20 protein-coding genes are annotated in these 20,477 nt (G+C 59.3%); 9 read left to right on the forward strand and 11 right to left on the reverse strand.

What is annotated here, in order from left to right:
* Positions 1-12 precede the first annotated feature (12 nt).
* The 8 genes from OOZ53_RS00745 to rpsL all read right to left on the reverse strand — a co-directional run bounded on the left by OOZ53_RS00745 (position 13) and on the right by rpsL (position 6,436).
* Positions 13-306, reverse strand: coding sequence for a 50S ribosomal protein L23 (locus OOZ53_RS00745; RefSeq protein ID WP_271087365.1), 294 nt, complete (start codon positions 304-306; stop codon positions 13-15).
* Positions 303-923: a 50S ribosomal protein L4 gene (gene rplD, locus OOZ53_RS00750; RefSeq protein WP_271087366.1), complete on the reverse strand. Its 621-nt coding sequence runs from the start codon at positions 921-923 to the stop codon at positions 303-305. Before rplD ends, OOZ53_RS00745 begins: the two co-directional genes overlap by 4 nt.
* Positions 923-1,648 (reverse strand): 50S ribosomal protein L3, encoded by a 726-nt coding sequence (gene rplC / locus OOZ53_RS00755; protein WP_271087367.1) that lies wholly within the window; start codon positions 1,646-1,648, stop codon positions 923-925. Before rplC ends, rplD begins: the two co-directional genes overlap by 1 nt.
* A gap of 84 nt (positions 1,649-1,732) precedes the next feature.
* Entirely contained in the window at positions 1,733-2,041 is a 309-nt protein-coding gene (gene rpsJ, locus OOZ53_RS00760; protein ID WP_003547547.1) for a 30S ribosomal protein S10, read from the reverse strand.
* 120 nt (positions 2,042-2,161) lie between these two features.
* Positions 2,162-3,337, reverse strand: coding sequence for an elongation factor Tu (gene tuf, locus OOZ53_RS00765; RefSeq protein ID WP_271087375.1), 1,176 nt, complete (start codon positions 3,335-3,337; stop codon positions 2,162-2,164).
* Positions 3,338-3,403: 66 nt separating this feature from the next.
* Complete coding sequence (fusA, locus tag OOZ53_RS00770; protein WP_271087376.1) at positions 3,404-5,494, reverse strand: elongation factor G; 2,091 nt, start codon at positions 5,492-5,494, stop codon at positions 3,404-3,406.
* Positions 5,495-5,531: 37 nt separating this feature from the next.
* On the reverse strand, positions 5,532-6,002 hold the full coding sequence (rpsG, locus tag OOZ53_RS00775; protein ID WP_271087377.1) for a 30S ribosomal protein S7: 471 nt from the start codon (positions 6,000-6,002) through the stop codon (positions 5,532-5,534).
* A gap of 62 nt (positions 6,003-6,064) precedes the next feature.
* Positions 6,065-6,436, reverse strand: coding sequence for a 30S ribosomal protein S12 (gene rpsL, locus OOZ53_RS00780; RefSeq protein ID WP_136661774.1), 372 nt, complete (start codon positions 6,434-6,436; stop codon positions 6,065-6,067).
* A 467-nt stretch (positions 6,437-6,903) separates the two neighbouring features.
* Between rpsL and OOZ53_RS00785 the strand changes: the two genes are divergently transcribed.
* The gene (locus tag OOZ53_RS00785) at positions 6,904-7,188 is read left to right on the forward strand and encodes a transcriptional regulator (RefSeq protein WP_271087378.1); all 285 of its coding nucleotides are present in this window, start codon (positions 6,904-6,906) and stop codon (positions 7,186-7,188) included.
* A 40-nt stretch (positions 7,189-7,228) separates the two neighbouring features.
* On the opposite strand, the gene OOZ53_RS00790 is transcribed toward OOZ53_RS00785, so the two are convergent.
* Positions 7,229-7,903, reverse strand: a complete 675-nt coding sequence (locus OOZ53_RS00790) for a GntR family transcriptional regulator (protein WP_271087379.1) — start codon at positions 7,901-7,903, stop codon at positions 7,229-7,231.
* Entirely contained in the window at positions 7,896-8,981 is a 1,086-nt protein-coding gene (locus OOZ53_RS00795; RefSeq protein WP_271087380.1) for a Gfo/Idh/MocA family protein, read from the reverse strand. Before OOZ53_RS00795 ends, OOZ53_RS00790 begins: the two co-directional genes overlap by 8 nt.
* A 140-nt stretch (positions 8,982-9,121) precedes the next feature.
* On the opposite strand from OOZ53_RS00795, the gene OOZ53_RS00800 reads away from it, so the two are divergent.
* The 8 genes from OOZ53_RS00800 (at position 9,122) to OOZ53_RS00835 (ending at position 16,134) form a co-directional block, all read left to right on the forward strand.
* Positions 9,122-10,135: a TRAP transporter substrate-binding protein gene (locus OOZ53_RS00800; RefSeq protein WP_271087381.1), complete on the forward strand. Its 1,014-nt coding sequence runs from the start codon at positions 9,122-9,124 to the stop codon at positions 10,133-10,135.
* A 75-nt stretch (positions 10,136-10,210) separates the two neighbouring features.
* On the forward strand, positions 10,211-10,741 hold the full coding sequence (locus OOZ53_RS00805) for a TRAP transporter small permease (protein ID WP_271087382.1): 531 nt from the start codon (positions 10,211-10,213) through the stop codon (positions 10,739-10,741).
* Positions 10,738-12,021: a TRAP transporter large permease gene (locus tag OOZ53_RS00810; protein ID WP_271087383.1), complete on the forward strand. Its 1,284-nt coding sequence runs from the start codon at positions 10,738-10,740 to the stop codon at positions 12,019-12,021. The genes OOZ53_RS00805 and OOZ53_RS00810 overlap by 4 nt, the downstream gene beginning before the upstream one ends.
* Positions 12,022-12,034: 13 nt before the next feature.
* Entirely contained in the window at positions 12,035-12,325 is a 291-nt protein-coding gene (locus OOZ53_RS00815; protein WP_271087384.1) for a putative quinol monooxygenase, read from the forward strand.
* On the forward strand, positions 12,322-13,119 hold the full coding sequence (locus OOZ53_RS00820; RefSeq protein ID WP_271087385.1) for an N-acyl homoserine lactonase family protein: 798 nt from the start codon (positions 12,322-12,324) through the stop codon (positions 13,117-13,119). Before OOZ53_RS00815 ends, OOZ53_RS00820 begins: the two co-directional genes overlap by 4 nt.
* Positions 13,116-14,348: a 3-oxo-tetronate kinase gene (gene otnK, locus OOZ53_RS00825; RefSeq protein ID WP_271087386.1), complete on the forward strand. Its 1,233-nt coding sequence runs from the start codon at positions 13,116-13,118 to the stop codon at positions 14,346-14,348. The genes OOZ53_RS00820 and otnK overlap by 4 nt, the downstream gene beginning before the upstream one ends.
* Complete coding sequence (gene otnC, locus OOZ53_RS00830; RefSeq protein WP_271087387.1) at positions 14,345-15,007, forward strand: 3-oxo-tetronate 4-phosphate decarboxylase; 663 nt, start codon at positions 14,345-14,347, stop codon at positions 15,005-15,007. Before otnK ends, otnC begins: the two co-directional genes overlap by 4 nt.
* Positions 15,004-16,134, forward strand: coding sequence for an isocitrate/isopropylmalate dehydrogenase family protein (locus tag OOZ53_RS00835; RefSeq protein ID WP_271087389.1), 1,131 nt, complete (start codon positions 15,004-15,006; stop codon positions 16,132-16,134). The genes otnC and OOZ53_RS00835 overlap by 4 nt, the downstream gene beginning before the upstream one ends.
* Positions 16,135-16,213: 79 nt before the next feature.
* Here the strand turns inward: OOZ53_RS00835 and rpoC are convergent, their stop codons facing one another.
* Entirely contained in the window at positions 16,214-20,428 is a 4,215-nt protein-coding gene (gene rpoC, locus OOZ53_RS00840) for a DNA-directed RNA polymerase subunit beta' (RefSeq protein WP_271087390.1), read from the reverse strand.
* Positions 20,429-20,477: the final 49 nt, after the last annotated feature.

Below are 20,477 nucleotides of genomic sequence, written 5' to 3' on the forward strand. Positions count from 1 at the left end.
TTGGGCTAGCCGTCAAAGACCGGTGGTGACGTCAACGGATTCACCGTCGACCAGTGTCACGACCGCTTTCTTGACGTCGCTCTGACGACCTGGCCGGCCACGGAACCGCTTGACCTTGCCCTTGCGGACGAGCGTGTTCACGGCCTTGACCTTGACGCCGAACAGAGCTTCGACAGCCGCCTTGATTTCCGGCTTCGTCGCTGTCTTTGCGACGTTGAAAACGATCTGGTTCTGCTCCGACACGAGGGTCGATTTTTCAGTGATCACCGGCGAGGTAATCACGTCGTAGTGGCGAAGATCCGTCATTTGAACCGCTCCTCGAGAGCTTCGACAGCAGCCTTGGAAAGCACCAGCTTGCCACGGCGCAGAATGTCGTAAACATTGATGCCCTGGACCGGCAGCACATCAATATTGGGTATGTTGCGCGCCGCCAGTTTGAAATTGCTGTCGAGCTCGGCGCCGCCGATGAACAGAGCATTGGAAAGGCCGAGCTTTTCCAGCGATCCGCTCAGCGCTTTTGTCTTTGCTTCCTTCGTGGCGATCTCGTCGACGATGATCAGGTCCTCGTCACGCAGTTTTGCCGAAAGCGCGTGGCGCAGCGCGAGGGCGCGCACCTTCTTCGGAAGGCCGTGCTCATGGCTGCGGACGACCGGGCCATGGGCCTTGCCGCCGCCGCGGAACTGCGGTGCGCGTGCCGAGGAATGGCGTGCGCGGCCGGTTCCCTTCTGGCGGAACATCTTGGCGCCGGTGCGGGAAATTTCCGAACGGCCCTTGGTCTTGTGCGTACCCTGCTGCTTGCGGGCAAGCTGCCAGCGAACCATGCGCTGCAGGATGTCCTGGCGCGGCTCGAGACCGAATACGGTCTCGGACAGGTTTACCTTGCCGGCAGCCTTGCCTTCGAGGGTTGTTACTTTGAGATCCATTACTCGGCTCCCTCACTGGCTTCTGCGGCCGGTGCTGCTTCGGCCGCGGCAGCGGCGCGCAGACCTGCCGGCTTCGGCGCATCTGCCGGCACCGGAGCCTTGATTGCGTCCTTGACGATGATCCAGGAACCCTTGGAACCGGGGACAGCGCCCTTCACGAGGATCAGACCGCGGTCACCATCTGTCGAAACGACTTCCAGGTTCTGGGTGGTCACCCGGGTATTACCCATGTGACCGGCCATTTTCTTGCCCTTGAAGACCTTGCCCGGATCCTGACACTGACCGGTCGAACCGTGCGAGCGGTGCGAGATCGAAACACCGTGCGAGGCGCGAAGACCGCCGAAATTGTGCCGTTTCATGGCACCGGCAAAGCCTTTACCGACAGACGTTCCGGTCACGTCGACCTTCTGTCCGGCGACAAAGTGCTCGGCGGTGATCTCGGCACCGACGTCGAGCATATTGTCTTCGCTGACGCGGAACTCGGCAAGCTTGGCTTTCGGCTCCACCTTGGCAGCAGCAAAATGGCCGCGCATCGGTTTTGTCGTGTTCTTGGCCTTGGCGATGCCGACACCGAGCTGAACTGCGGTGTAGCCGTTCTTTTCTTCCGTACGCTGGGCAACAACCTGGCAGTTCTGGAGCCGCAGAACGGTCACCGGAACATGCTCGCCGGCGTCATTGTAGACCCGGGTCATTCCCACTTTCTTTGCAATTACACCTGAACGCATTGGTTCGTCCTTGTCGAAGTTTGGGTCCGGTCTTGCGCGAAGGTCCCGTATCGGTTTTTCGCAACCGGCCCCACAGACTGCTCGTTAAAGCTTGATTTCCACGTCTACGCCGGCCGCCAGGTCGAGCTTCATCAGCGCATCGACGGTCTGGGGTGTCGGGTCGACGATGTCGAGAAGACGCTTGTGGGTGCGCATCTCGAACTGCTCGCGGCTCTTCTTGTCGATGTGCGGCGACCGGTTGACCGTGAATTTTTCAATTCGCGTAGGCAACGGAACAGGTCCGCGCACACTGGCGCCCGTACGCTTGGCCGTCGACACGATTTCACGCGTGGAGGCATCGAGAATCCGATGATCAAACGCCTTCAGGCGGATACGGATATTCTGGCCGTTCATTCGACTTAATCCTTAGTTCACGGACTGAAAATCCAGTCCAATTCTCGTTGTTTGCGGATCGCAACCGCCGGAGTTGCAAAACGCGCCGGTTTTATCCGGCGCGTTTGCGCTGTTGTCTGCTTATTCCGTGATGCTTGCGACGATGCCGGCGCCGACGGTGCGGCCGCCTTCGCGGATGGCGAAGCGGAGCTTCTCTTCCATCGCAATCGGAACGATCAGCTCAACGTCAACCGTCACATTGTCCCCGGGCATCACCATCTCGGTGCCTTCCGGAAGCGTCACAACACCCGTCACATCCGTCGTGCGGAAATAAAACTGCGGACGGTAGTTGGTGAAGAACGGCGTATGACGGCCACCCTCTTCCTTCGTCAGGATGTAGGCCTCAGCCTTGAACTTCGTGTGCGGCGTAACGGAACCAGGCTTGCAAAGAACCTGGCCACGCTCCACGCCGTCACGGTCAACACCGCGAAGCAGCGCGCCGATATTGTCGCCGGCCTGGCCCTGGTCCAGAAGCTTGCGGAACATCTCAACGCCCGTGCACGTCGTCTTCGTCGTGTCGCGGATGCCGACAATCTCGATCTCGTCGCCGACATTGATGATGCCGCGCTCGACACGGCCCGTCACAACCGTGCCACGGCCGGAAATCGAGAACACGTCCTCGATCGGCATCAGGAACGGCTGGTCAACAGGACGCTCGGGCGTCGGGATGTAGGCGTCAACCTGAGCCATCAGCTCGCGAACCGCATCCTCGCCGATCTCCTTGTTGCTGTCTTCAAGCGCAGCAAGCGCCGAACCCTTGACGATCGGAATGTCGTCGCCCGGAAACTCATAGGTGTCCAGAAGCTCACGCACTTCCATCTCGACAAGCTCAAGAAGCTCCTCGTCATCGACCTGGTCGACCTTGTTGAGGAAAACCACAATCGCAGGAACACCGACCTGACGGGCAAGCAGGATGTGCTCGCGGGTCTGCGGCATCGGACCGTCGGCCGCCGAAACAACCAGGATCGCGCCGTCCATCTGCGCGGCGCCGGTGATCATGTTCTTCACATAGTCCGCATGGCCCGGGCAGTCGACATGGGCGTAGTGACGCGCATCCGTCTCATATTCAACATGCGCCGTCGAAATGGTGATGCCGCGCGCACGCTCTTCAGGCGCCCCGTCAATCTCGTCATAGGCCTTGAAGTCCCCGAAGAACTTCGTGATCGCGGCCGTCAATGACGTCTTGCCATGGTCAACGTGACCAATCGTGCCAATGTTAACATGCGGCTTATTTCGTTCAAACTTGCCTTTAGCCATTTTCGGCTCTCCATTTTCCTGGCCCCGTAGAGGGACAATTCAATCTGTCTTCTATTCGATCCGCGATCAGGCGTATTTTTCCTGAATTTCCTGTGCCACGTTGGAGGGCACCGGTGCGTAGTGGTCGAACTGCATCGTGTACTGGGCGCGGCCCTGTGACATGGAACGCAGGTTGTCCACGTATTTGAACATGTTCGCCAGCGGCACATGGGCGTTGATGACAACGGCGATACCGCGCACTTCCTGCCCCTGGATCTGACCGCGCCGCGAGTTCAGGTCGCCGATGACATCGCCGACATATTCCTCAGGCGTTACGACCTCGACCTTCATGATCGGCTCAAGCAACTGAGCGCCGGCTTTCTGTGCGCCTTCGCGGAAGGCTGCACGGGAAGCGATCTCAAAGGCCAGGACCGAGGAGTCCACATCGTGGTAGGCGCCATCGATGAGGGTCGCCTTGACGCTCAGCATCGGGAAGCCGGCCAGCGGTCCGGACGAAAGAACGCTTTCGATACCCTTCTGGACACCCGGGATGTATTCCTTCGGAACGGCGCCGCCGACGATCTTGGATACGAATTCGAATTCCTCACCATCGGGGTTCGGTTCGAAGATGATCTTGACGCGGGCGAACTGACCCGAACCACCGGACTGCTTCTTGTGGGTGTAGTCCACTTCAGCTTCGCGGGTGATGGTCTCGCGGTAGGCGACCTGCGGCGCGCCGATATTGGCCTCGACCTTGAATTCACGCTTCATACGGTCAACGAGGATGTCGAGGTGAAGCTCGCCCATGCCTGCGATGATGGTCTGACCGGATTCCTCGTCCGACTTGACGCGAAAGGACGGGTCTTCGGCTGCCAGGCGGTTGAGCGCGATGCCCATCTTTTCCTGGTCGCCCTTGGTCTTCGGCTCGATGGCGATCTGAATGACCGGCTCGGGGAACTCCATGCGCTCGAGGATAACCGGCTTCAGCGGATCGCAGAGCGTGTCGCCCGTCGTGGTTTCCTTGAGGCCGGCCAGAGCGACGATGTCACCGGCATAGGCAACATCGATGTCTTCACGGCTGTTGGAGTGCATCTGCAGCATGCGGCCGATACGCTCACGCTTTTCCTTGACCGTATTCATCACCGACGAGCCCTTTTCAATGGAGCCGGAGTAGATGCGGGCAAAGGTGAGCGAGCCGACAAACGGGTCGTTCATGACCTTGAAGGCGAGCATGGAAAGCGGCTCGTCGTCGGACGCCTTGCGGCTGATTTCTTCTTCAGTCTTGACGTCGATGCCCTTGATGGCCGGGATATCGACCGGGCTCGGAAGGTAATCGACCACTGCGTCGAGCAGCGGCTGCACGCCCTTGTTCTTGAAGGCACTGCCGCAGAACATCGGGAAGAAGTCCACATTGGTGGTACCCTGGCGGACAAGCGCACGGATCTCATCATTGGAGGGCATGTTGCCTTCCAGATAGGACTCCATTGCGGCTTCGTCGATTTCGACAACCGTCTCGATCAGCTTTTCGCGGTATTCTTCGGCCTGATCCTTCAGGTCGTCCGGAATTTCCACGACGTCCCACTGGGCGCCGAGCGATTCATCGCGCCACACCAGTGCGTTCATCTCGATCAGGTCGACGACACCCTTGAAGTCGCTCTCAGCGCCGATCGGCAGCTGCATGACGACAGGCGTTGCGCCGAGGCGCGATCCGACCATCTCGACCGAACGGAAGAAGTCGGCGCCGATCTTGTCCATCTTGTTGCAGAAGATCATGCGCGGAACGTTGTACTTGTCGGCCTGGCGCCAGACCGTTTCGGTCTGCGGCTCAACGCCGGCATTGGCATCGAGCAGGGCCACGGCACCGTCGAGAACACGCAGGGAACGCTCGACCTCAATGGTGAAGTCGACGTGTCCGGGCGTGTCGATGATGTTGAAGCGACGCATATTGCCGTCACGGCCTTTCCAGAAGGTCGTCGTGGCGGCGGAGGTGATGGTGATACCACGCTCCTGTTCCTGCTCCATCCAGTCCATGGTGGCCGCACCGTCGTGAACTTCGCCGATCTTGTGCGACTTACCCGTGTAGTACAGGATGCGCTCGGTCGTCGTCGTCTTGCCGGCGTCGATATGCGCCATGATGCCGAAGTTTCGGTAGTCTTCAATTGCGTATTCGCGGGCCATTTCAGTGCCTTTCAGTGCAAATGTCGTGTGCGACCGGTTACCAGCGATAATGCGAGAACGCGCGGTTCGCGTCGGCCATCTTGTGCGTGTCCTCACGCTTCTTGACCGCACTGCCGCGATTGTTGGCGGCATCCATGAGTTCGCCGGACAGGCGCTCGACCATGGTGGTTTCGTTGCGGTTGCGTGCAGCGCTAATCAGCCAGCGGATCGCCAGGGCCTGACGGCGCTCGGGACGAACATCGACGGGAACCTGGTAGGTGGCGCCACCGACGCGGCGGGAGCGGACCTCAACCTGCGGCGCGACATTGTCGAGTGCCGAGTGGAAGGTTCCCACGGGTTCCTGCTTGGTCTTTTCTTCGATGACATCGAATGCGCCATAGACGATGCTCTCGGCGACGGACTTCTTGCCGTCCAGCATGATGGCGTTCATGAATTTGGTGATCACCAGATCGCCGAATTTGGGATCCGGGTTGATCTCGCGTTTTTCTGCTCTGTGACGTCGGGACATGCTCTAGTCTCTCAACTGCCGTCGGATCCGAGACGCCCCTGCGCCAAGATCCGAACCGTTTCCTATTTCGGACGTTTGGCGCCGTATTTCGAGCGGCGCTGTTTGCGGTCCTTGACGCCCTGTGTATCGAGAACGCCGCGGATAATGTGATAGCGCACACCCGGAAGGTCCTTCACGCGACCGCCGCGGATCATCACCACGGAGTGCTCCTGAAGGTTATGCCCCTCGCCGGGGATATAGCCGATGACTTCGAAGCCGTTGGTCAGGCGAATCTTGGCGACCTTCCGCAGGGCCGAGTTCGGCTTCTTCGGAGTCGTCGTGTAGACGCGGGTGCACACACCACGCTTCTGCGGGTTGGCCTCGAGGGCCGGAACCTTGTTTCGCTTAACCGGCGCCTGGCGCGGCTTGCGGATCAGCTGGTTTACGGTAGGCATTCAACCTTCCTTTTAAACAAAACCTTGCATATGCCCTTGCGGGCGCTCCCTGCACGTATAATGCATGCGCAAATGGGCAAACCCGCCATTGGCGGTTTGCCCCCAAAATCGCAGAGGACACGATGTCACCGTGTCATGCATGCAGCATTTTCATCAACGTGCAGTAAGAACCGTGTCTGGAGCGAACTTCAGGACGAGTCATCCCGAACCAGCCAGCCCCACATCGGCTCTGGTGGCCGCTAGATACTTATTTGCCGGGATGCCGTCAAGTGGTTCCGGCAAATATTATGGGCCGCAGGACGATAAGAACAACGTTTAGACCAGAAAGCCTTCACGTGGCCACCTCCAGAAGCGATTTTTCTTGCAGATTCCCGCCCGCAGGCGCACATGTGGCGCACAATCTCCTGCCCGGCCGTGATACCGGGAATCAGGGAATCAGCAGTCCCGACCGAGAAAGGCGATCCGCCATGAATTCAACGGACCAAGAGGCCGACGAGGATCGCAATGTCTTCGTCATCATCGGGCGTGTCTTCGAACAGAAGGACGATGATCCGATCGACGTGCATATCCTGCTTGCCGCGCCCGACGACGACACGGCGGTGCGCACCGCGCTCAACGCGCTGGCGGAAGAAGGCTACGAGGAAGCCGAACTCGACCAGATCGGCGTGATGGACGGCATGCCGGATGAAGAGCCGCACGCTTCGGCATTTCAAGGCGCCCTCGAAGGCGAGATCGCCATCATCCAGCTTTAGCGCTTCGAGCGATTAAATTGCGCTGCCGAATTCGGCGAGCTCAAAGCTGATACAATTTGTGCTTCTTGAGCAGCTCGATCAGCACTTCCCTGGCATGGCGGCGATGGCTTCTGTGCCGCTCGCGTGCCGCGGCCGCATCGCCTCGCCTGATCGCGTCATAAACAGCGCGATGATCTTCGTTGGATTTGACCGGCAAGGGCCGGATATAGAGCGTCATGGCGCGGGCGCGCCGCACCTGATTGGCCATCATGGAGACGATCGTCTCAACTCGTGAATTGCCGCCGAGGCGAACAAGCTCTTCGTGAAAGGCATTGTCACCCACGGCCCAGGCTTCCCTGTCCTCGCGGGCAAGCGCTTCTTCCATTGCCTCGATCGCCTGCTGAAGGGTCGCGAGATCCTCTTCGGAATACCCTTTTAATGCGGCCTCTTCGGCTGCAAGGCTCTCCAGCTCGGTCAGAACCGCATAGATTTCTTCCATGTCCTTCAGCGAAAGCGTTGCAATGCGAACACCCTTTCTGGGCCGCACCTCAAGCAGCCCCTGCTGGGCCAGCATCAAGGTCGCCTCGCGGACCGGCGTCCGCGACATGCCGAGCCGGTCCGCGAGTTCGCTTTCGAGATGGTCGGAACCTGCTGCAAGCTCGCCGTCGAAGATCAGCTGACGGATCTGCTCCATCGCCCGCGTCGTGATGGTCTTCGGTTTCGGTGCCTCAAGCACGTTCAAACTCCCGGATTTTCTTCCCCTGGCGATCCGACTCATAAATCGCTTCTTCAATTGCAATCACCTTGAGATAGTCTCTTGCCTCGTTTTCCAGCGGCGTTCCGTCGATGAGTCCGTCGACAACGTGACATATCAGATTCTTGACGCAGTCACCGCCGAAGCCTTTCCAGTTTCTGGCGGCCAGCAACACCTTCTCCTCATGTGAGCCGAAACGCCTCATGCGAACGCTACCATCCCCCGAAAGGGAAAGCGTTCCTCCCGTCCCTTCCACCAGCGCTTCACCCAACGTCGTGCGGCAATCTTCCGCAGCGTGGTCAAGCAGCCTGTTACCGTCAAAGAGTGCCCTGACCCCATTGGGATATTCGAAGATGAAAAAGGCCGCATCCTCGCCCTCGATGACCGGGTTGAGTTTTCTCAAATCCGCATAGACCGCTTCCGGTTCTCCGAGCAGATAGCGAAATGTGTCGATCCAGTGAACACCCGTCTCGCGAACAAGCAGCCTCGGCATCTTCTGGAAATAAGGCTGCCGGTCCAGGTAGGCCTGTGGCCCTTGCCCATCTCCCGTGCGCAGGCGAAACGTCACTTGCAACAGATCTCCGATGAGCCCGTCATCGAGTGCCTGTTTTATCGTACGGTACCAGGGCTGGAACCTGAAATTCTCGTGGACAACAAGGAGAGCACCGGCGGCCTCTGCAATGTCCGCAGCCTCTCTTGCCTCGGCCAGCGAACTGCAAAAGGGTTTCTGGCAGATGATTGCCCTGGCGCCGTGCGCGACTGTGGCCCGGATCGCCTCCAGATGCGTCTCAGGCGGTGTTATGATATCCAGGACATCAGGACTGGTCATCTTCAGCATCGTTGCAAGATCGTCGAACGCGGACACGCCGATAGCTTCAGCTTTTTCGCGGTCCTTGTCGCACGCGCCGATGAGCCTGACACGCGGTAGTGATCTCCAGACCTCGTAGTGAAACCGGGCGAAATAGCCAGCTCCGAAGCAGGCAACGCGCAAGGCTTCACCGCCTTCTTTCATGAAATTCCCCCCACCTGTTCGGTTTTGAAGAGATCGGCCGGACCACATTCCCTGCCCTCAGCGGCAGTGCCCGGTTCCTCTTTATTATTAGTCGACATCCGTCAAGTTGACAAGGGATTGTATAATGTATACGAAATTACATGTGTAGTTTTATGCAAACCAATATCCGATCGTGGGAGGAATCCAACATGCTAGATAAGAAATGCCTGCATCGCCTACTGTTGAGCGCGGCTATCGTCGTCGCCAGCGCCGGCAGTGCGATTGCAGCCGAAACCCTGCGCTTCAGTCACACCGACAATCCCGGCGGGTCGCGGCAGGCGGCCGCGGAACTCTTCGCCGAAAAAGTCGCCGAATACACCGACGGCCGGTATGAGGTTCAGATTTTCCCGTCCGGACAACTGGCAAACGATCCAAAAGCGATCGAAATGCTCCAGCTTGGCGGTATCGATTTCACCGTGTCCGCGACGGGCAGCTATGCAACACATCTGCCGACATTGAACCTGACAGCCATGCCGTTCCTGGTCGACACCTATGAACAAGGCTGGGAGCTTTACGACAATTCCGAGTGGCTGCAGGGCGAGTTCAACCGACTTCCGGAAAAGGGCTTCCGGGTGCTGTCAACCTGGGAAGCCGGCTTCCGCAGTTTCACGACAAATGAGCCGCTTGCCTCTCCTGAAGACGCTCAATCCATGAAGATGCGGGTGTTTCCGAACGACATGATCCGTTGGTCCATGGAAGCCATCGGGTTCCAAACCGTCGTCATGCCGATTACCGACGTCTATCTGTCGATCCAGCAGGGCATTGTGAACGGCCAGGAAAACCCGGTCGACACCATCAATTCCCTGCGGTTTTACGAAGTTGCGCCGTACATCACGCTGACACGCCACGTCTACAGCCCGCTGCCCCTGACGGTTGCGGAAAAAACCTGGCAGTCTTTCTCCGACAAAGACAAGGAAGCTGTCCTGAAAGCGGCCGCTGAATCCGCTGCCTTCAGCCGGAACCTCGTAAAGAACTCCGTCGACAGCCAGCTGGCGCAGATGACCGGGGACGGTGCCAAGGTCAGCGTTCCGAACATCGAACCTTTCCGCGAAGCCGTTCAGCCGGTCTATGCGAAAGCCAAGGATGTTTACGGCGCGGAAGCCGTCGACAACATTCTTTCAGACGCCGCATCCATCCGTGAGGCACTCCCGGCACAGAACTGATGGAATAGCGCGCAAATTGAGCGTCAACTGACCGGAGCCCGATCGGCTCCGGTCCATTTCAGGAAGAGAAGACCGTTGGATTACCGAGATCATTATCCGGCCGCGCTGCGCTGGCTTAGCCACCTGGTTGACGCGTGCCTGATGCTGGCCGGCTTCGCGATCGTAACGCTGGTGTTCTGCAACGCCTGGCTCCGCGGGTTTGCGGGCTTTGACCTTGCCTGGTCACTGGAAGTCACCAGCTTTTTGCTGCTTTGGAGCACATTCATCGGCTGCGCAGCGGCTATGGCCCGTGGCGCGCATATGCGTGTGACCGAAATCGTCGAGCAGCTTGTGCCGCTCACCGGAAAAAGGGTTCTTTCCATCGCAATCGATGCGATCATCGTCGTTCTGCTCATCAGCCTGATCTACACCGGATACAATATCTCGGTTCATACCTGGGCGCAGAAGACGACCGTTCTCTACTGGCCCGTCGGTCTTCTCTACGCGTCCATGCCGGCAGGTATGGCGCTGAGCCTGATTTTTCATCTCTACAACATGGCGTTCGATATCCGGAACCCGGTCATTCCACACGGAAGCCATTCGGACGGCGGCGAGGCACTGTCATGATTCTGCTCTTCGTCGTCGCGGTGTTTCTGACCACAGTCTTTCTCGGCATTCCCCTGGTCTGGGCGATCCTCATCACCGCCGTGCTGCCGATCATCGTTTTCGATCTCGGCTACCCGCTGCAGGCGCTGTTCCTCAACTTCATAGGCGGGGTCGAGCCGAACCACTTCCTTGCGATCCCGCTTTTCATCGTCGCGGGCGAGATGATGAGCCGAGGCGGTGTCGGGTTGCGCATCATCGGCTTTGCAAAAGCCGCCTTCGGCTTCATGGCCGGTGGCCTCGGCATGGTCGTCGTCGGTGCGTCAATGATCTTCGGCGGCATCTCGGGATCAGCAATCGCCGACAGTGCGGCGATCGGCTCCGTCATGATCAAAAACATGTCCCGGGAAGGATACAACACCGCATTTGCGGCCGGGCTTGTCGCCGCGGCCGGCACAATCGGAATTATCATTCCTCCCTCCATTCCGATGCTGATCTACGGTTTCGTCGGCAATGTCTCGGTCGCGGACCTATTTCTCGGCGGCATGATCCCGGGCATCCTCTTCGGCGCCATGTTCATGGCCGTTTGCTACTATGTCGGAAAGACGAGCAATTGCGATCCGGGCGGGCGTACCACGACACTGAAGGAGCTGACCAGTTCCTTTATCGGCACTGCCCCGGCGCTCTTCATGCCGGTGCTCATTCTCGGGGGGATATTCACCGGCTGGGTCACGCCGACCGAGTCCGCCGCGCTTGCCGTCGTCTATGGCCTCTTCGTCACCACGGTCGTCTATCGCGATTTCAAACTGCGGGACCTGCCCCGGCTGCTGGTTGATTCCTTCGTCACGAGTTCGGTCGTCATGGTGGTCATCGGCGCGACAACGGTCCTTGGTTGGCTGATCACACTGGAACAGATGCCGCAGATCCTGGTCGGCTTCGTCCAGGAGTTCTCAAGTGGCCCGTGGATGTTCCTGCTTCTTGTGAACATCGTCCTTCTTATCCTCGGGCTTGTGCTCGATCCGGTGCCGGCCATCCTTTTGACCGCGCCACTGTTCCTGCCGACCGCGAAGGCCTTCGGCGTTGACCCCGTGCATCTCGGCGTAATCATGACCTGCAATGTCGCGGTCGGCCTGTTCACGCCGCCTGTCGGAGCCACGCTATACGTGGCGTCCAGGATCTCCGGGGTCGGGGTGCTTTCGATCGCCCGCAATATGGCTCACCTTTATCTCGCGGCCATCGCCGCTCTTCTTGCCGTCACCTATATCCCTGTCGTTTCGATGGGGATGGTGCACCTGTTCCGGTAGAAAGGTGGGGCAGGTGTTCGCAGTCACGGTTCATTTTCAGATTAAAAACGGCATGTTCGACACATTCATGCCGCTCATGCTGGAAAACGCCAGCATATCGCTTCAGTCGGAACCTGGATGCAGACATTTCGATGTCTGCACCGATCCCGAAAGACCCGGCGAAGTTTTTCTCTACGAGACCTATGACGATGCGGCGGCCTTCCGGATCCACCTCGGATCGGCGCATTTTCTGGCCTTTGACTCGCAAGTGTCTACGATGATTTCAGAAAAGACAGTTGCGACTTATTCGAAGGTGAACTCATGACGCCCTGGGAAGTCTTCGCGGTGAAATATGCGGACCGGAACGAGCGGACGCGGAAGGACAGCTTCCTGTTCGACGATGACCATCACCTGCCCCACGATATGGATTACTTCATCTGGGTGCTGCGGCGGGGAAACGAAATCGTCCTGGTGGATACCGGATATGATCAGGAGGAAGGTGACCGGCGCGGACGGCCGGTGCGTCTGAACCCGGTCGAAGCCCTCGCACCGCTCGGCATCGATCCGCTGTCGGTGTCCACAATCATCGTCACGCATCTGCATTACGACCATGCCGGCGGACTGAAACATTTTCCCAACGCGACCATTCACCTGCAGGCTGCCGAAATGGCCTACGCCACCGGTCCGTGCATGTGCCACGGCACCTTGCAGGCGCCTTTCACAGCGGACCATGTTTGCGAGGCGGTGCAGCGTCTCTACTCGGGGCGGGTTGTCTTTCACAATGGAGATGGAGAGGTCCGCGAAGGCGTGACCGTTCACCATACCGGCGGCCACAGCAAGGGCCTGCAGGCCGTGCGCGTCCTGACGGAGGTCGGCTGGATGTGCCTTGCCTCTGACACGTCCCACTATTACGAAAATTTTCTCGAGGCAAAGCCCTTCCCTATCGTCGTTGATCTCGACGACATGCTCGACGGATTCCGTATCATTCGAAGTCTTGCCAGTTCGGACAAGCTCGTGATTCCGGGGCACGACCCGCTGGTGCGCGACTATTTTCCTGCCCACGGCCCGGAGCATGTCATCCGTCTTGATCGCGGCCCGGTCAAATGGGAGGCGTCATGAAGCTCGGCGTTATCGCAGACGATTTCACCGGCGCATCCGATATCGCCTTGACCCTTTCAGAGGGCGGGATGCGCTCCGCACAGTATGTCGGCATCCCGGACGGTCCGGCGGAGGCCGGAACCGAAGCCGGGATTGTCGGTTTGAAGTCACGAACCGTTCCGGTCGACGAAGCGGTAGAAAAATCGCTCAAGGCCTGCGGCTGGCTTCTGGAACAGGGCTGCGAGCAGATCGTCTTCAAGATTTGCTCGACATTCGACTCCACCGACGATGGCAATATCGGTCCGGTCGCCAGTGCTCTCGCCGGACGCCTCGACGAGACCTCGGTTCTGGTCTGCCCGGCGTTTCCCGAAAACGGACGCACCGTCTATGAGGGTCACCTCTTCGTAAAAGACAATCTCCTTAGCGAAAGCGGTATGCAGAATCACCCGCTGACACCCATGCGCGATCCTGACCTGCGCCGCGTGCTCGCGCGTCAGACGGACTGGCCGGTTACACATGTCCCGATTTCAACGGTCCGGGAAGGTGCGGATGCAATCGCGTCCGGCTTATCGAGAGCCGGCAAGGCCATGATCATCGCTGACGCCATTCGAAACGAGGATCTCGTTGAAATCGGCGGAGCAGCAAAAGACCGCAAGCTGATCGTCGGCGGCTCGGGTATCGCGCTCGGACTGCCAGGCAATTTCGGTGCACGAAGCGACGGTGGCCGCTGGACCGGTCTTGGCGGCAAGGCGGTTGTTCTTTCAGGATCCTGCTCGACGACAACGCGAGGCCAGGTTGAGAAATACCTGAGCGTCGCGCCGTCGCGCGAAATCGCCGTGGCCGATCTCATGAAAGAGCAATTATCGCTTCAAGAGCTTGTCGAATGGGTGCTTCAGCAGGATATGCCACCGCTCGTGTATTCGTCAGCAGACCCCGAAACCGTTGCTGCGGCACAACGGGAATTCGGAAAAGCCGAGAGTTCTGAATCAGTTGAGCGGCTTTTTTCCGATCTTGCCGCAGCTCTCTCACAATCCGGTGTAACGCGAATTGTCGTTGCCGGTGGCGAAACTTCCGGTGCAGTCGTATCCGGGCTTCAAGCCGAAACGCTGGAAATCGGCCCCCGGATCGCTCCGGGTGTTCCGGCACTCAAAGTTTGCGGCCGCGGTCTGGCTCTTGCATTGAAATCCGGTAATTTCGGCGGTCCCGACTTTTTCAGCGAAGCCTTGTCGGTGCTGGAGGGCCGCGCATGAGCGACATCGCAAAGGCCCGCGAGACAATTGCGCTTCATGCGAAGTCGCTGTTTGACAGGGGACTCACCCATGGTTCGACCGGAAATATCTCCGTTCGTCTTCCTGATAGCAGTGTTTTGGTCACCCCGACCGGATCCTCCATGGGATTTTTGGATCCGGAACGGATCAGCCATCTTGCCGCAAACGGCGAGCACCTCTCCGGCGACAAGCCGACCAAGGAAATGCCGCTTCACGCCGCCTTTTACGAAACGCGCCGGAAAACCGGGGCGGTCGTGCACCTGCATTCGTGCCATTCGGTCGCGTTGTCCTTGCTTCCGGATATCGATCTGGACAACGTCCTGCCGCCATTGACCGCCTATGGGATCATGCTGCTTGGAAAGGTCCGCTTGTTGCCCTTCTTCGTACCGGGAGACCCGGCAATGGGAGACGCGGTGCGCGGGCTCGCGGGAAAGCGCTCCGCCGTGCTCCTTGCCAATCATGGCCCGGTCGTCGCAGGCGAGAACCTGGAGGCCGCCGTGAACGCGATGGAGGAACTGGAGGCGACGGCAAAGCTCGCGCTGCTTTTACGCGGCGTTGGTGCCACAGCCCTGAACACCGATCAGATCGGTCGGATTGTTGATCGGTTCGATGTCGATTGGACCTTGGGACGGACCAGATGAGAATTGCCTTGATCAAAGGTGACGGAATTGGCGTCGATGTTTCTGAAGCCGCGCTTGCGGTACTCGAGGCAGCACTTGGAAAAGTCGGGCAGGACGCGCCGTCATGTGACGAGATCAGGGCCGGTGCCGGTTATTTCAGCGAAACCGGGCTTGATATCGAAGCTGACGGCGAAACACGTGTTGATGCTGCCGACGCAGTCTTTCTCGGCGCCATCGGATTGCCTTCCATCCGTCACACGGACGGAACGGAAATATCACCGCATCTCAGACTACGCGACACCTTCGGCCTTTACGCCGGGGTTCGGCCGGTCAAAGCCTATCCGAACGCCCCCCAGCGCTTGGCCGATCCGCGTGCGGCCGGTATCGACCTTATCATCCTGCGGGAATCAACGGAGGGGCTGTTCTATTCGGCCGCCACACACAAACGAAGCCTCGTCGTGACCGATGACGAAGTTCAGGATGTTTTGCGGATCACACGAAACACCACGACGAAACTGCACACATTCGCCTTCAATCTGGCTCGCAAACGCCGCGAACGTGGCAAGTCCGGGAAGCTGACCTGTGTCGACAAGGCGAATGTGTTCACGTCGCTCGCCTTTTTCCGACAATTGTTCGACGAGGTAAGACACGACTTCCCGGATGTGCCGGTAGGGTACAACTATGTCGATGCACAGGCGCTGGACCTCGTGCGCAAGCCCTGGGAGTTCGACGTGCTGGTGACGGAGAACATGTTCGGCGACATCCTCTCCGACCTTGCCGGCGGGCTGGTCGGCGGCATGGGCATGGCGGCCTGCGCCGAGATCGGCGACAGCACTGGCCTCTTCCAGCCTGCCCATGGCAGTGCGCCGGACATCATGGGGCAGGACAAGGCCAATCCGCTGGCGGCAATCCTGAGCGGGGCGCTGATGCTGGATTATCTGTCAGTGAAACTCGACCGTCCGGAACTGGGCGACGCCGGCGAACTCATCAACGCAGCCGTTGAAGCCGGTTTTCGGGACAATGCTTTAAGACCCATGGAGTTTGGCGGCGACATGGGAACGCGCGCGATCACGCGACAGGTTCTTTCACATATTGAAAAAAGGCCCCGGATCATCGTCGCTGGGGTGTCGAAGCAGCCCGGAGATTAGGCGACGCAGCAAACCAGTTCGGCGAATGTGCACAAAAAACCCGGCCACTGGCCGGGTTTTTCGTTTGTCTTCGGATCGACTATTCGCCGGCCGGCGCTTTTTCCGCCTCTGCCGACATGTCGGCGAGCATTGGGCCAGCCTCCTCGGCTCCGGCGCTCTTCTTGCGCTCTTCCAGGATGAGATCGTCGCGCGAGGTGGCGATGCGGCGAATCTGGTTCATCGCACCACCTGTACCTGCCGGGATCAGCCGGCCGACGATGACGTTTTCCTTCAGGCCCTGGAGGGCGTCCATCTTGCCTGCAACAGCCGCTTCCGTCAGCACCTTGGTTGTCTCCTGGAAGGAGGCCGCCGAGATGAAGGACGGGGTTTGCAGCGACGCCTTGGTGATGCCGAGCAGGACCGGATCGCCGACCGCCGGCTTCTTGCCTTCCTCGGCCAGACGCTCATTGACGATGTCGAGCTCAATGCGATCGACATTGTCGCCAACGATATAGGCCGAGTCGCCCGAGTCGGTGATTTCCACCTTCTGCAGCATCTGGCGAACGATCACCTCGATATGCTTGTCGTTGATGACAACGCCCTGCAGCCGGTAGACTTCCTGGATCTCGTTGACGAGATAGGATGCCAGGGCCTCGACGCCCTTGATGGCAAGGATGTCATGCGGGGCCGGGTTGCCGTCGAGGATGTAGTCACCCTTTTCGATGGCGTCACCGTCCTGCAGGTGGAAGGGCTTGCCTTTCGGAATCAGATACTCGACCGGTTCGGCACCCTCTTCCTGCGGTTCAATGACGATACGACGCTTGTTCTTGTAGTCGCGGCCGAAACGGATCGTGCCGTCGATTTCAGCGATGATCGCGTGATCCTTCGGACGACGTGCTTCAAAGAGCTCGGCAACACGCGGCAGACCGCCGGTGATGTCCTTGGTCTTGGCGCTTTCCATCGGGACACGTGCAAGCACGTCGCCCTCGGAAACTTTCGAGCCCGGCTCGACCGACAGAATGGCGTCAACCGAAAGCAGGAAGCGGGCCTCCCCTCCCCGGCCAAGCTTGGCAACCTTGCCCTTGCCGTCCTTGATGACGATCGCGGGCTTCAGGTCCGCACCACGCGGAGTCGAGCGCCAGTCAATGACCTGGCGCTTGGTGATGCCGGTCGTCTCGTCGGTCGACTCGGAGACCGAAACGCCGTCGACAACATCCTCGAATTCCACGGTACCGGAAACTTCGGTCATCATCGGGCGGGTGTAAGGATCCCACTCGGCCAGACGCTGGCCGCGCTTCACCTTGTCGCCGTCATCGACGAAGATGCGCGAACCATATGCAACGCGCTGCGAAGACCGCTCGACGCCCTGCGCATCGAGGATCTGGATCGACATGGAGCGACCCATGGCAACGAGATTGCCTTCGGAGTTGCGCAGGATGTTGCGGTTCTTGATCTTGACCTTGCCCTCATAGGAGGCCTCGAGGAACGACTGGTCGACCACGGTGGCGGTGCCGCCAAGGTGGAAGGTCCGCATGGTCAGCTGAGTGCCCGGCTCGCCGATCGACTGCGCCGCGATGACGCCGACGGCCTCGCCGATATTGACCGGCGTGCCGCGCGCAAGGTCGCGACCGTAACAGGTGGCGCAGATGCCGTTCTGAACTTCGCAGGTCAGGGCCGAGCGGATCTTGATCGACTGCACATTCGCCGCCTCGATGGCCGCGATATCCGCTTCCTCGATCATCTTGCCGGCAGCGACCAGCACATCACCGGTCTGCGGATGGGTGACATCCTCGAGCGCCGTGCGGCCCAGCACGCGCTGGCCGAGAGACGCGACGACCTGGCCGGCATCGACAATCGCCGTCATGGTCAGACCATTGCTCGTTCCGCAATCCTGCTGCGTGACGATGCAGTCCTGCGCGACGTCGACAAGGCGACGGGTCAGGTAACCGGAGTTGGCTGTCTTCAGGGCGGTGTCTGCCAGGCCCTTGCGGGCGCCGTGGGTCGAGTTGAAGTACTCGTTCACGGTCAGGCCTTCCTTGAAGTTCGACGTGATCGGCGTCTCGATGATTTCACCGGAAGGCTTGGCCATCAAGCCGCGCATGCCGCCGAGCTGACGCATCTGGTTGGGCGAACCACGGGCACCGGAATGGCTCATCATGTAGATCGAGTTCATCGGCTTCTGACGGCCATCATCATCGAACTCGACCGCCTTGATGCGGCCCATCATTTCGTCGGCAACCTTCTCGGTCGCCTTGCCCCAGGCGTCGACAACCTTGTTGTACTTCTCGCCCTGGGTGATGAGGCCGTCATTGTACTGCTGCTCGTATTCCTTCACGAGCATCTCGGTCTCGCTGACGATCTTGGCCTTGGTGGCCGGGATCACCATGTCGTCCTTGCCGAAGGAGATGCCGGCGCGGCAGGCGTGGCCGAAGCCGAGCTGCATGATGCGGTCGCAGAAGATGACCGTCTCTTTCTGTCCGCAATGGCGGTAGACCGTGTCGATCATCTTGGAGATGTTCTTCTTGGTCATTTCCTGGTTACAGGTGTCGAACGGCACATTGACGTTGCGCGGCAGCAACTCGCCGATGATCATGCGACCGGGGGTCGTGTCGTGGATCAGGGACACTTCGTTGCCCTCTTCATCCACGGTCTTGAACCGGCCCTTGATCTTGGCGTGCAGCGTGACGACCTTGTTCTCGAGCGCATGGTGCAATTCGCCCATATCTGCGAAGATCATGCCCTCGCCCGGCTCGTTCTCGTTCATGATCGAAAGGTAGTAGAGCCCGAGGACCATGTCCTGTGACGGAACAATGATCGGCGCGCCGTTGGCCGGGTGCAGGATGTTGTTCGTCGACATCATCAACACGCGGGCTTCAAGCTGGGCTTCCAGCGACAGCGGAACGTGCACGGCCATCTGGTCGCCGTCAAAATCGGCGTTGAAGGCGGTGCAGACCAGCGGGTGAAGCTGAATAGCCTTGCCCTCGACAAGGGTCGGCTCGAAGGCCTGGATGCCAAGACGGTGAAGGGTCGGCGCGCGGTTCAAGAGCACGGGGTGTTCACGGATCACCTCGTCGAGAATATCCCAGACTTCCGGCTTTTCCTTCTCGACCAGCTTCTTGGCCTGTTTGACCGTGGACGAATAGCCCTTGGCGTCGAGACGCGCGTAGATGAACGGCTTGAACAGCTCAAGCGCCATCTTCTTCGGCAAACCGCACTGGTGCAGCTTCAGTTCGGGGCCCGTCACGATGACGGAGCGGCCGGAATAGTCGACGCGCTTGCCGAGCAGGTTCTGACGGAACCGGCCCTGCTTGCCCTTGAGCATATCGGACAGCGACTTCAGCGGGCGCTTGTTGGCGCCGGTGATGACACGGCCGCGACGTCCATTGTCGAACAGCGCATCCACGGATTCCTGCAGCATACGCTTTTCGTTGCGGATGATGATGCCAGGCGCACGCAACTCGATCAGCCGCTTCAGGCGGTTGTTCCGGTTGATGACGCGGCGGTACAGGTCATTGAGGTCGGAAGTCGCGAAACGGCCGCCATCGAGCGGCACCAGCGGACGCAGATCCGGCGGAATGACCGGAACGACCTTGAGGATCATCCATTCGGGACGGTTGCCGGATTCGATGAAATTCTCGACCAGCTTCAGCCGCTTCATCAGCTTCTTGGTCTTGAGTTCCGAGGATGTCGCGGCAAGATCGTCGCGCAGATCAACCGCAATCTTCTCGAGATCCATCGCAGCAAGCAGTTCGAAGATCGCCTCGGCGCCGATCATGGCGGTAAAGGCATCCTCGCCGAACTCGTCGACGGCGAGCATGAAGTCTTCCTCTGAGAGAAGCTGGTTCTCCTTCAGCGAGGTCAGGCCCGGCTCGGTGACGATGTAGTTTTCGAAGTAAAGGACGCGCTCGATATCCTTCAACGTCATGTCGAGCAGCGTTCCGATGCGGCTCGGCAGCGATTTGAGGAACCAGATATGGGCGACCGGCGCGGCCAGTTCAATGTGGCCCATGCGCTCGCGGCGCACCCGGGAGAGCGTGACTTCGACGCCGCACTTTTCGCAGATAATGCCCTTGTATTTCATGCGTTTGTATTTGCCGCAAAGGCATTCGTAGTCCTTGATCGGACCGAAGATACGTGCGCAGAAAAGGCCGTCACGCTCGGGCTTGAACGTGCGGTAGTTGATGGTTTCCGGCTTTTTGATTTCGCCGTAGGACCAGGAGAGTATCTTCTCCGGAGACGCAATCGAAATCCGTATGGAATCAAAGGTCTGCACCGGAGCCTGCGGGTTGAAAAGGTTCATGACCTCTTGGTTCATGCCTGTCTCCTTCGTGGGGCTTGGCCCCTTTGAGAACGGTGGTGCGGCC

Source organism: Allohoeflea poritis, assembly GCF_027889715.1.
In the GTDB taxonomy this organism is placed as follows: Bacteria; Pseudomonadota; Alphaproteobacteria; order Rhizobiales; family Rhizobiaceae; genus Hoeflea_A; species Hoeflea_A poritis.

What these genes read in the sequence shown, in the direction of transcription:
- OOZ53_RS00835 (WP_271087389.1), top strand. Translation starts at nt 15,004, where the DNA reads ATGAGAATTGCCTTGATCAAAGGTGACGGAATTGGCGTCGATGTTTCT.
- OOZ53_RS00810 (WP_271087383.1), top strand. Translation starts at nt 10,738, where the DNA reads ATGATTCTGCTCTTCGTCGTCGCGGTGTTTCTGACCACAGTCTTTCTC.
- otnK (WP_271087386.1), top strand. Translation starts at nt 13,116, where the DNA reads ATGAAGCTCGGCGTTATCGCAGACGATTTCACCGGCGCATCCGATATC.
- OOZ53_RS00795 (WP_271087380.1), bottom strand. Translation starts at nt 8,981, where the DNA reads ATGTGGTCCGGCCGATCTCTTCAAAACCGAACAGGTGGGGGGAATTTC.
- rpsL (WP_136661774.1), bottom strand. Translation starts at nt 6,436, where the DNA reads ATGCCTACCGTAAACCAGCTGATCCGCAAGCCGCGCCAGGCGCCGGTT.
- OOZ53_RS00800 (WP_271087381.1), top strand. Translation starts at nt 9,122, where the DNA reads ATGCTAGATAAGAAATGCCTGCATCGCCTACTGTTGAGCGCGGCTATC.
- fusA (WP_271087376.1), bottom strand. Translation starts at nt 5,494, where the DNA reads ATGGCCCGCGAATACGCAATTGAAGACTACCGAAACTTCGGCATCATG.
- rplD (WP_271087366.1), bottom strand. Translation starts at nt 923, where the DNA reads ATGGATCTCAAAGTAACAACCCTCGAAGGCAAGGCTGCCGGCAAGGTA.
- tuf (WP_271087375.1), bottom strand. Translation starts at nt 3,337, where the DNA reads ATGGCTAAAGGCAAGTTTGAACGAAATAAGCCGCATGTTAACATTGGC.
- rplC (WP_271087367.1), bottom strand. Translation starts at nt 1,648, where the DNA reads ATGCGTTCAGGTGTAATTGCAAAGAAAGTGGGAATGACCCGGGTCTAC.
- OOZ53_RS00745 (WP_271087365.1), bottom strand. Translation starts at nt 306, where the DNA reads ATGACGGATCTTCGCCACTACGACGTGATTACCTCGCCGGTGATCACT.
- rpoC (WP_271087390.1), bottom strand. Translation starts at nt 20,428, where the DNA reads ATGAACCAAGAGGTCATGAACCTTTTCAACCCGCAGGCTCCGGTGCAG.
- rpsG (WP_271087377.1), bottom strand. Translation starts at nt 6,002, where the DNA reads ATGTCCCGACGTCACAGAGCAGAAAAACGCGAGATCAACCCGGATCCC.
- rpsJ (WP_003547547.1), bottom strand. Translation starts at nt 2,041, where the DNA reads ATGAACGGCCAGAATATCCGTATCCGCCTGAAGGCGTTTGATCATCGG.
- otnC (WP_271087387.1), top strand. Translation starts at nt 14,345, where the DNA reads ATGAGCGACATCGCAAAGGCCCGCGAGACAATTGCGCTTCATGCGAAG.
- OOZ53_RS00820 (WP_271087385.1), top strand. Translation starts at nt 12,322, where the DNA reads ATGACGCCCTGGGAAGTCTTCGCGGTGAAATATGCGGACCGGAACGAG.
- OOZ53_RS00785 (WP_271087378.1), top strand. Translation starts at nt 6,904, where the DNA reads ATGAATTCAACGGACCAAGAGGCCGACGAGGATCGCAATGTCTTCGTC.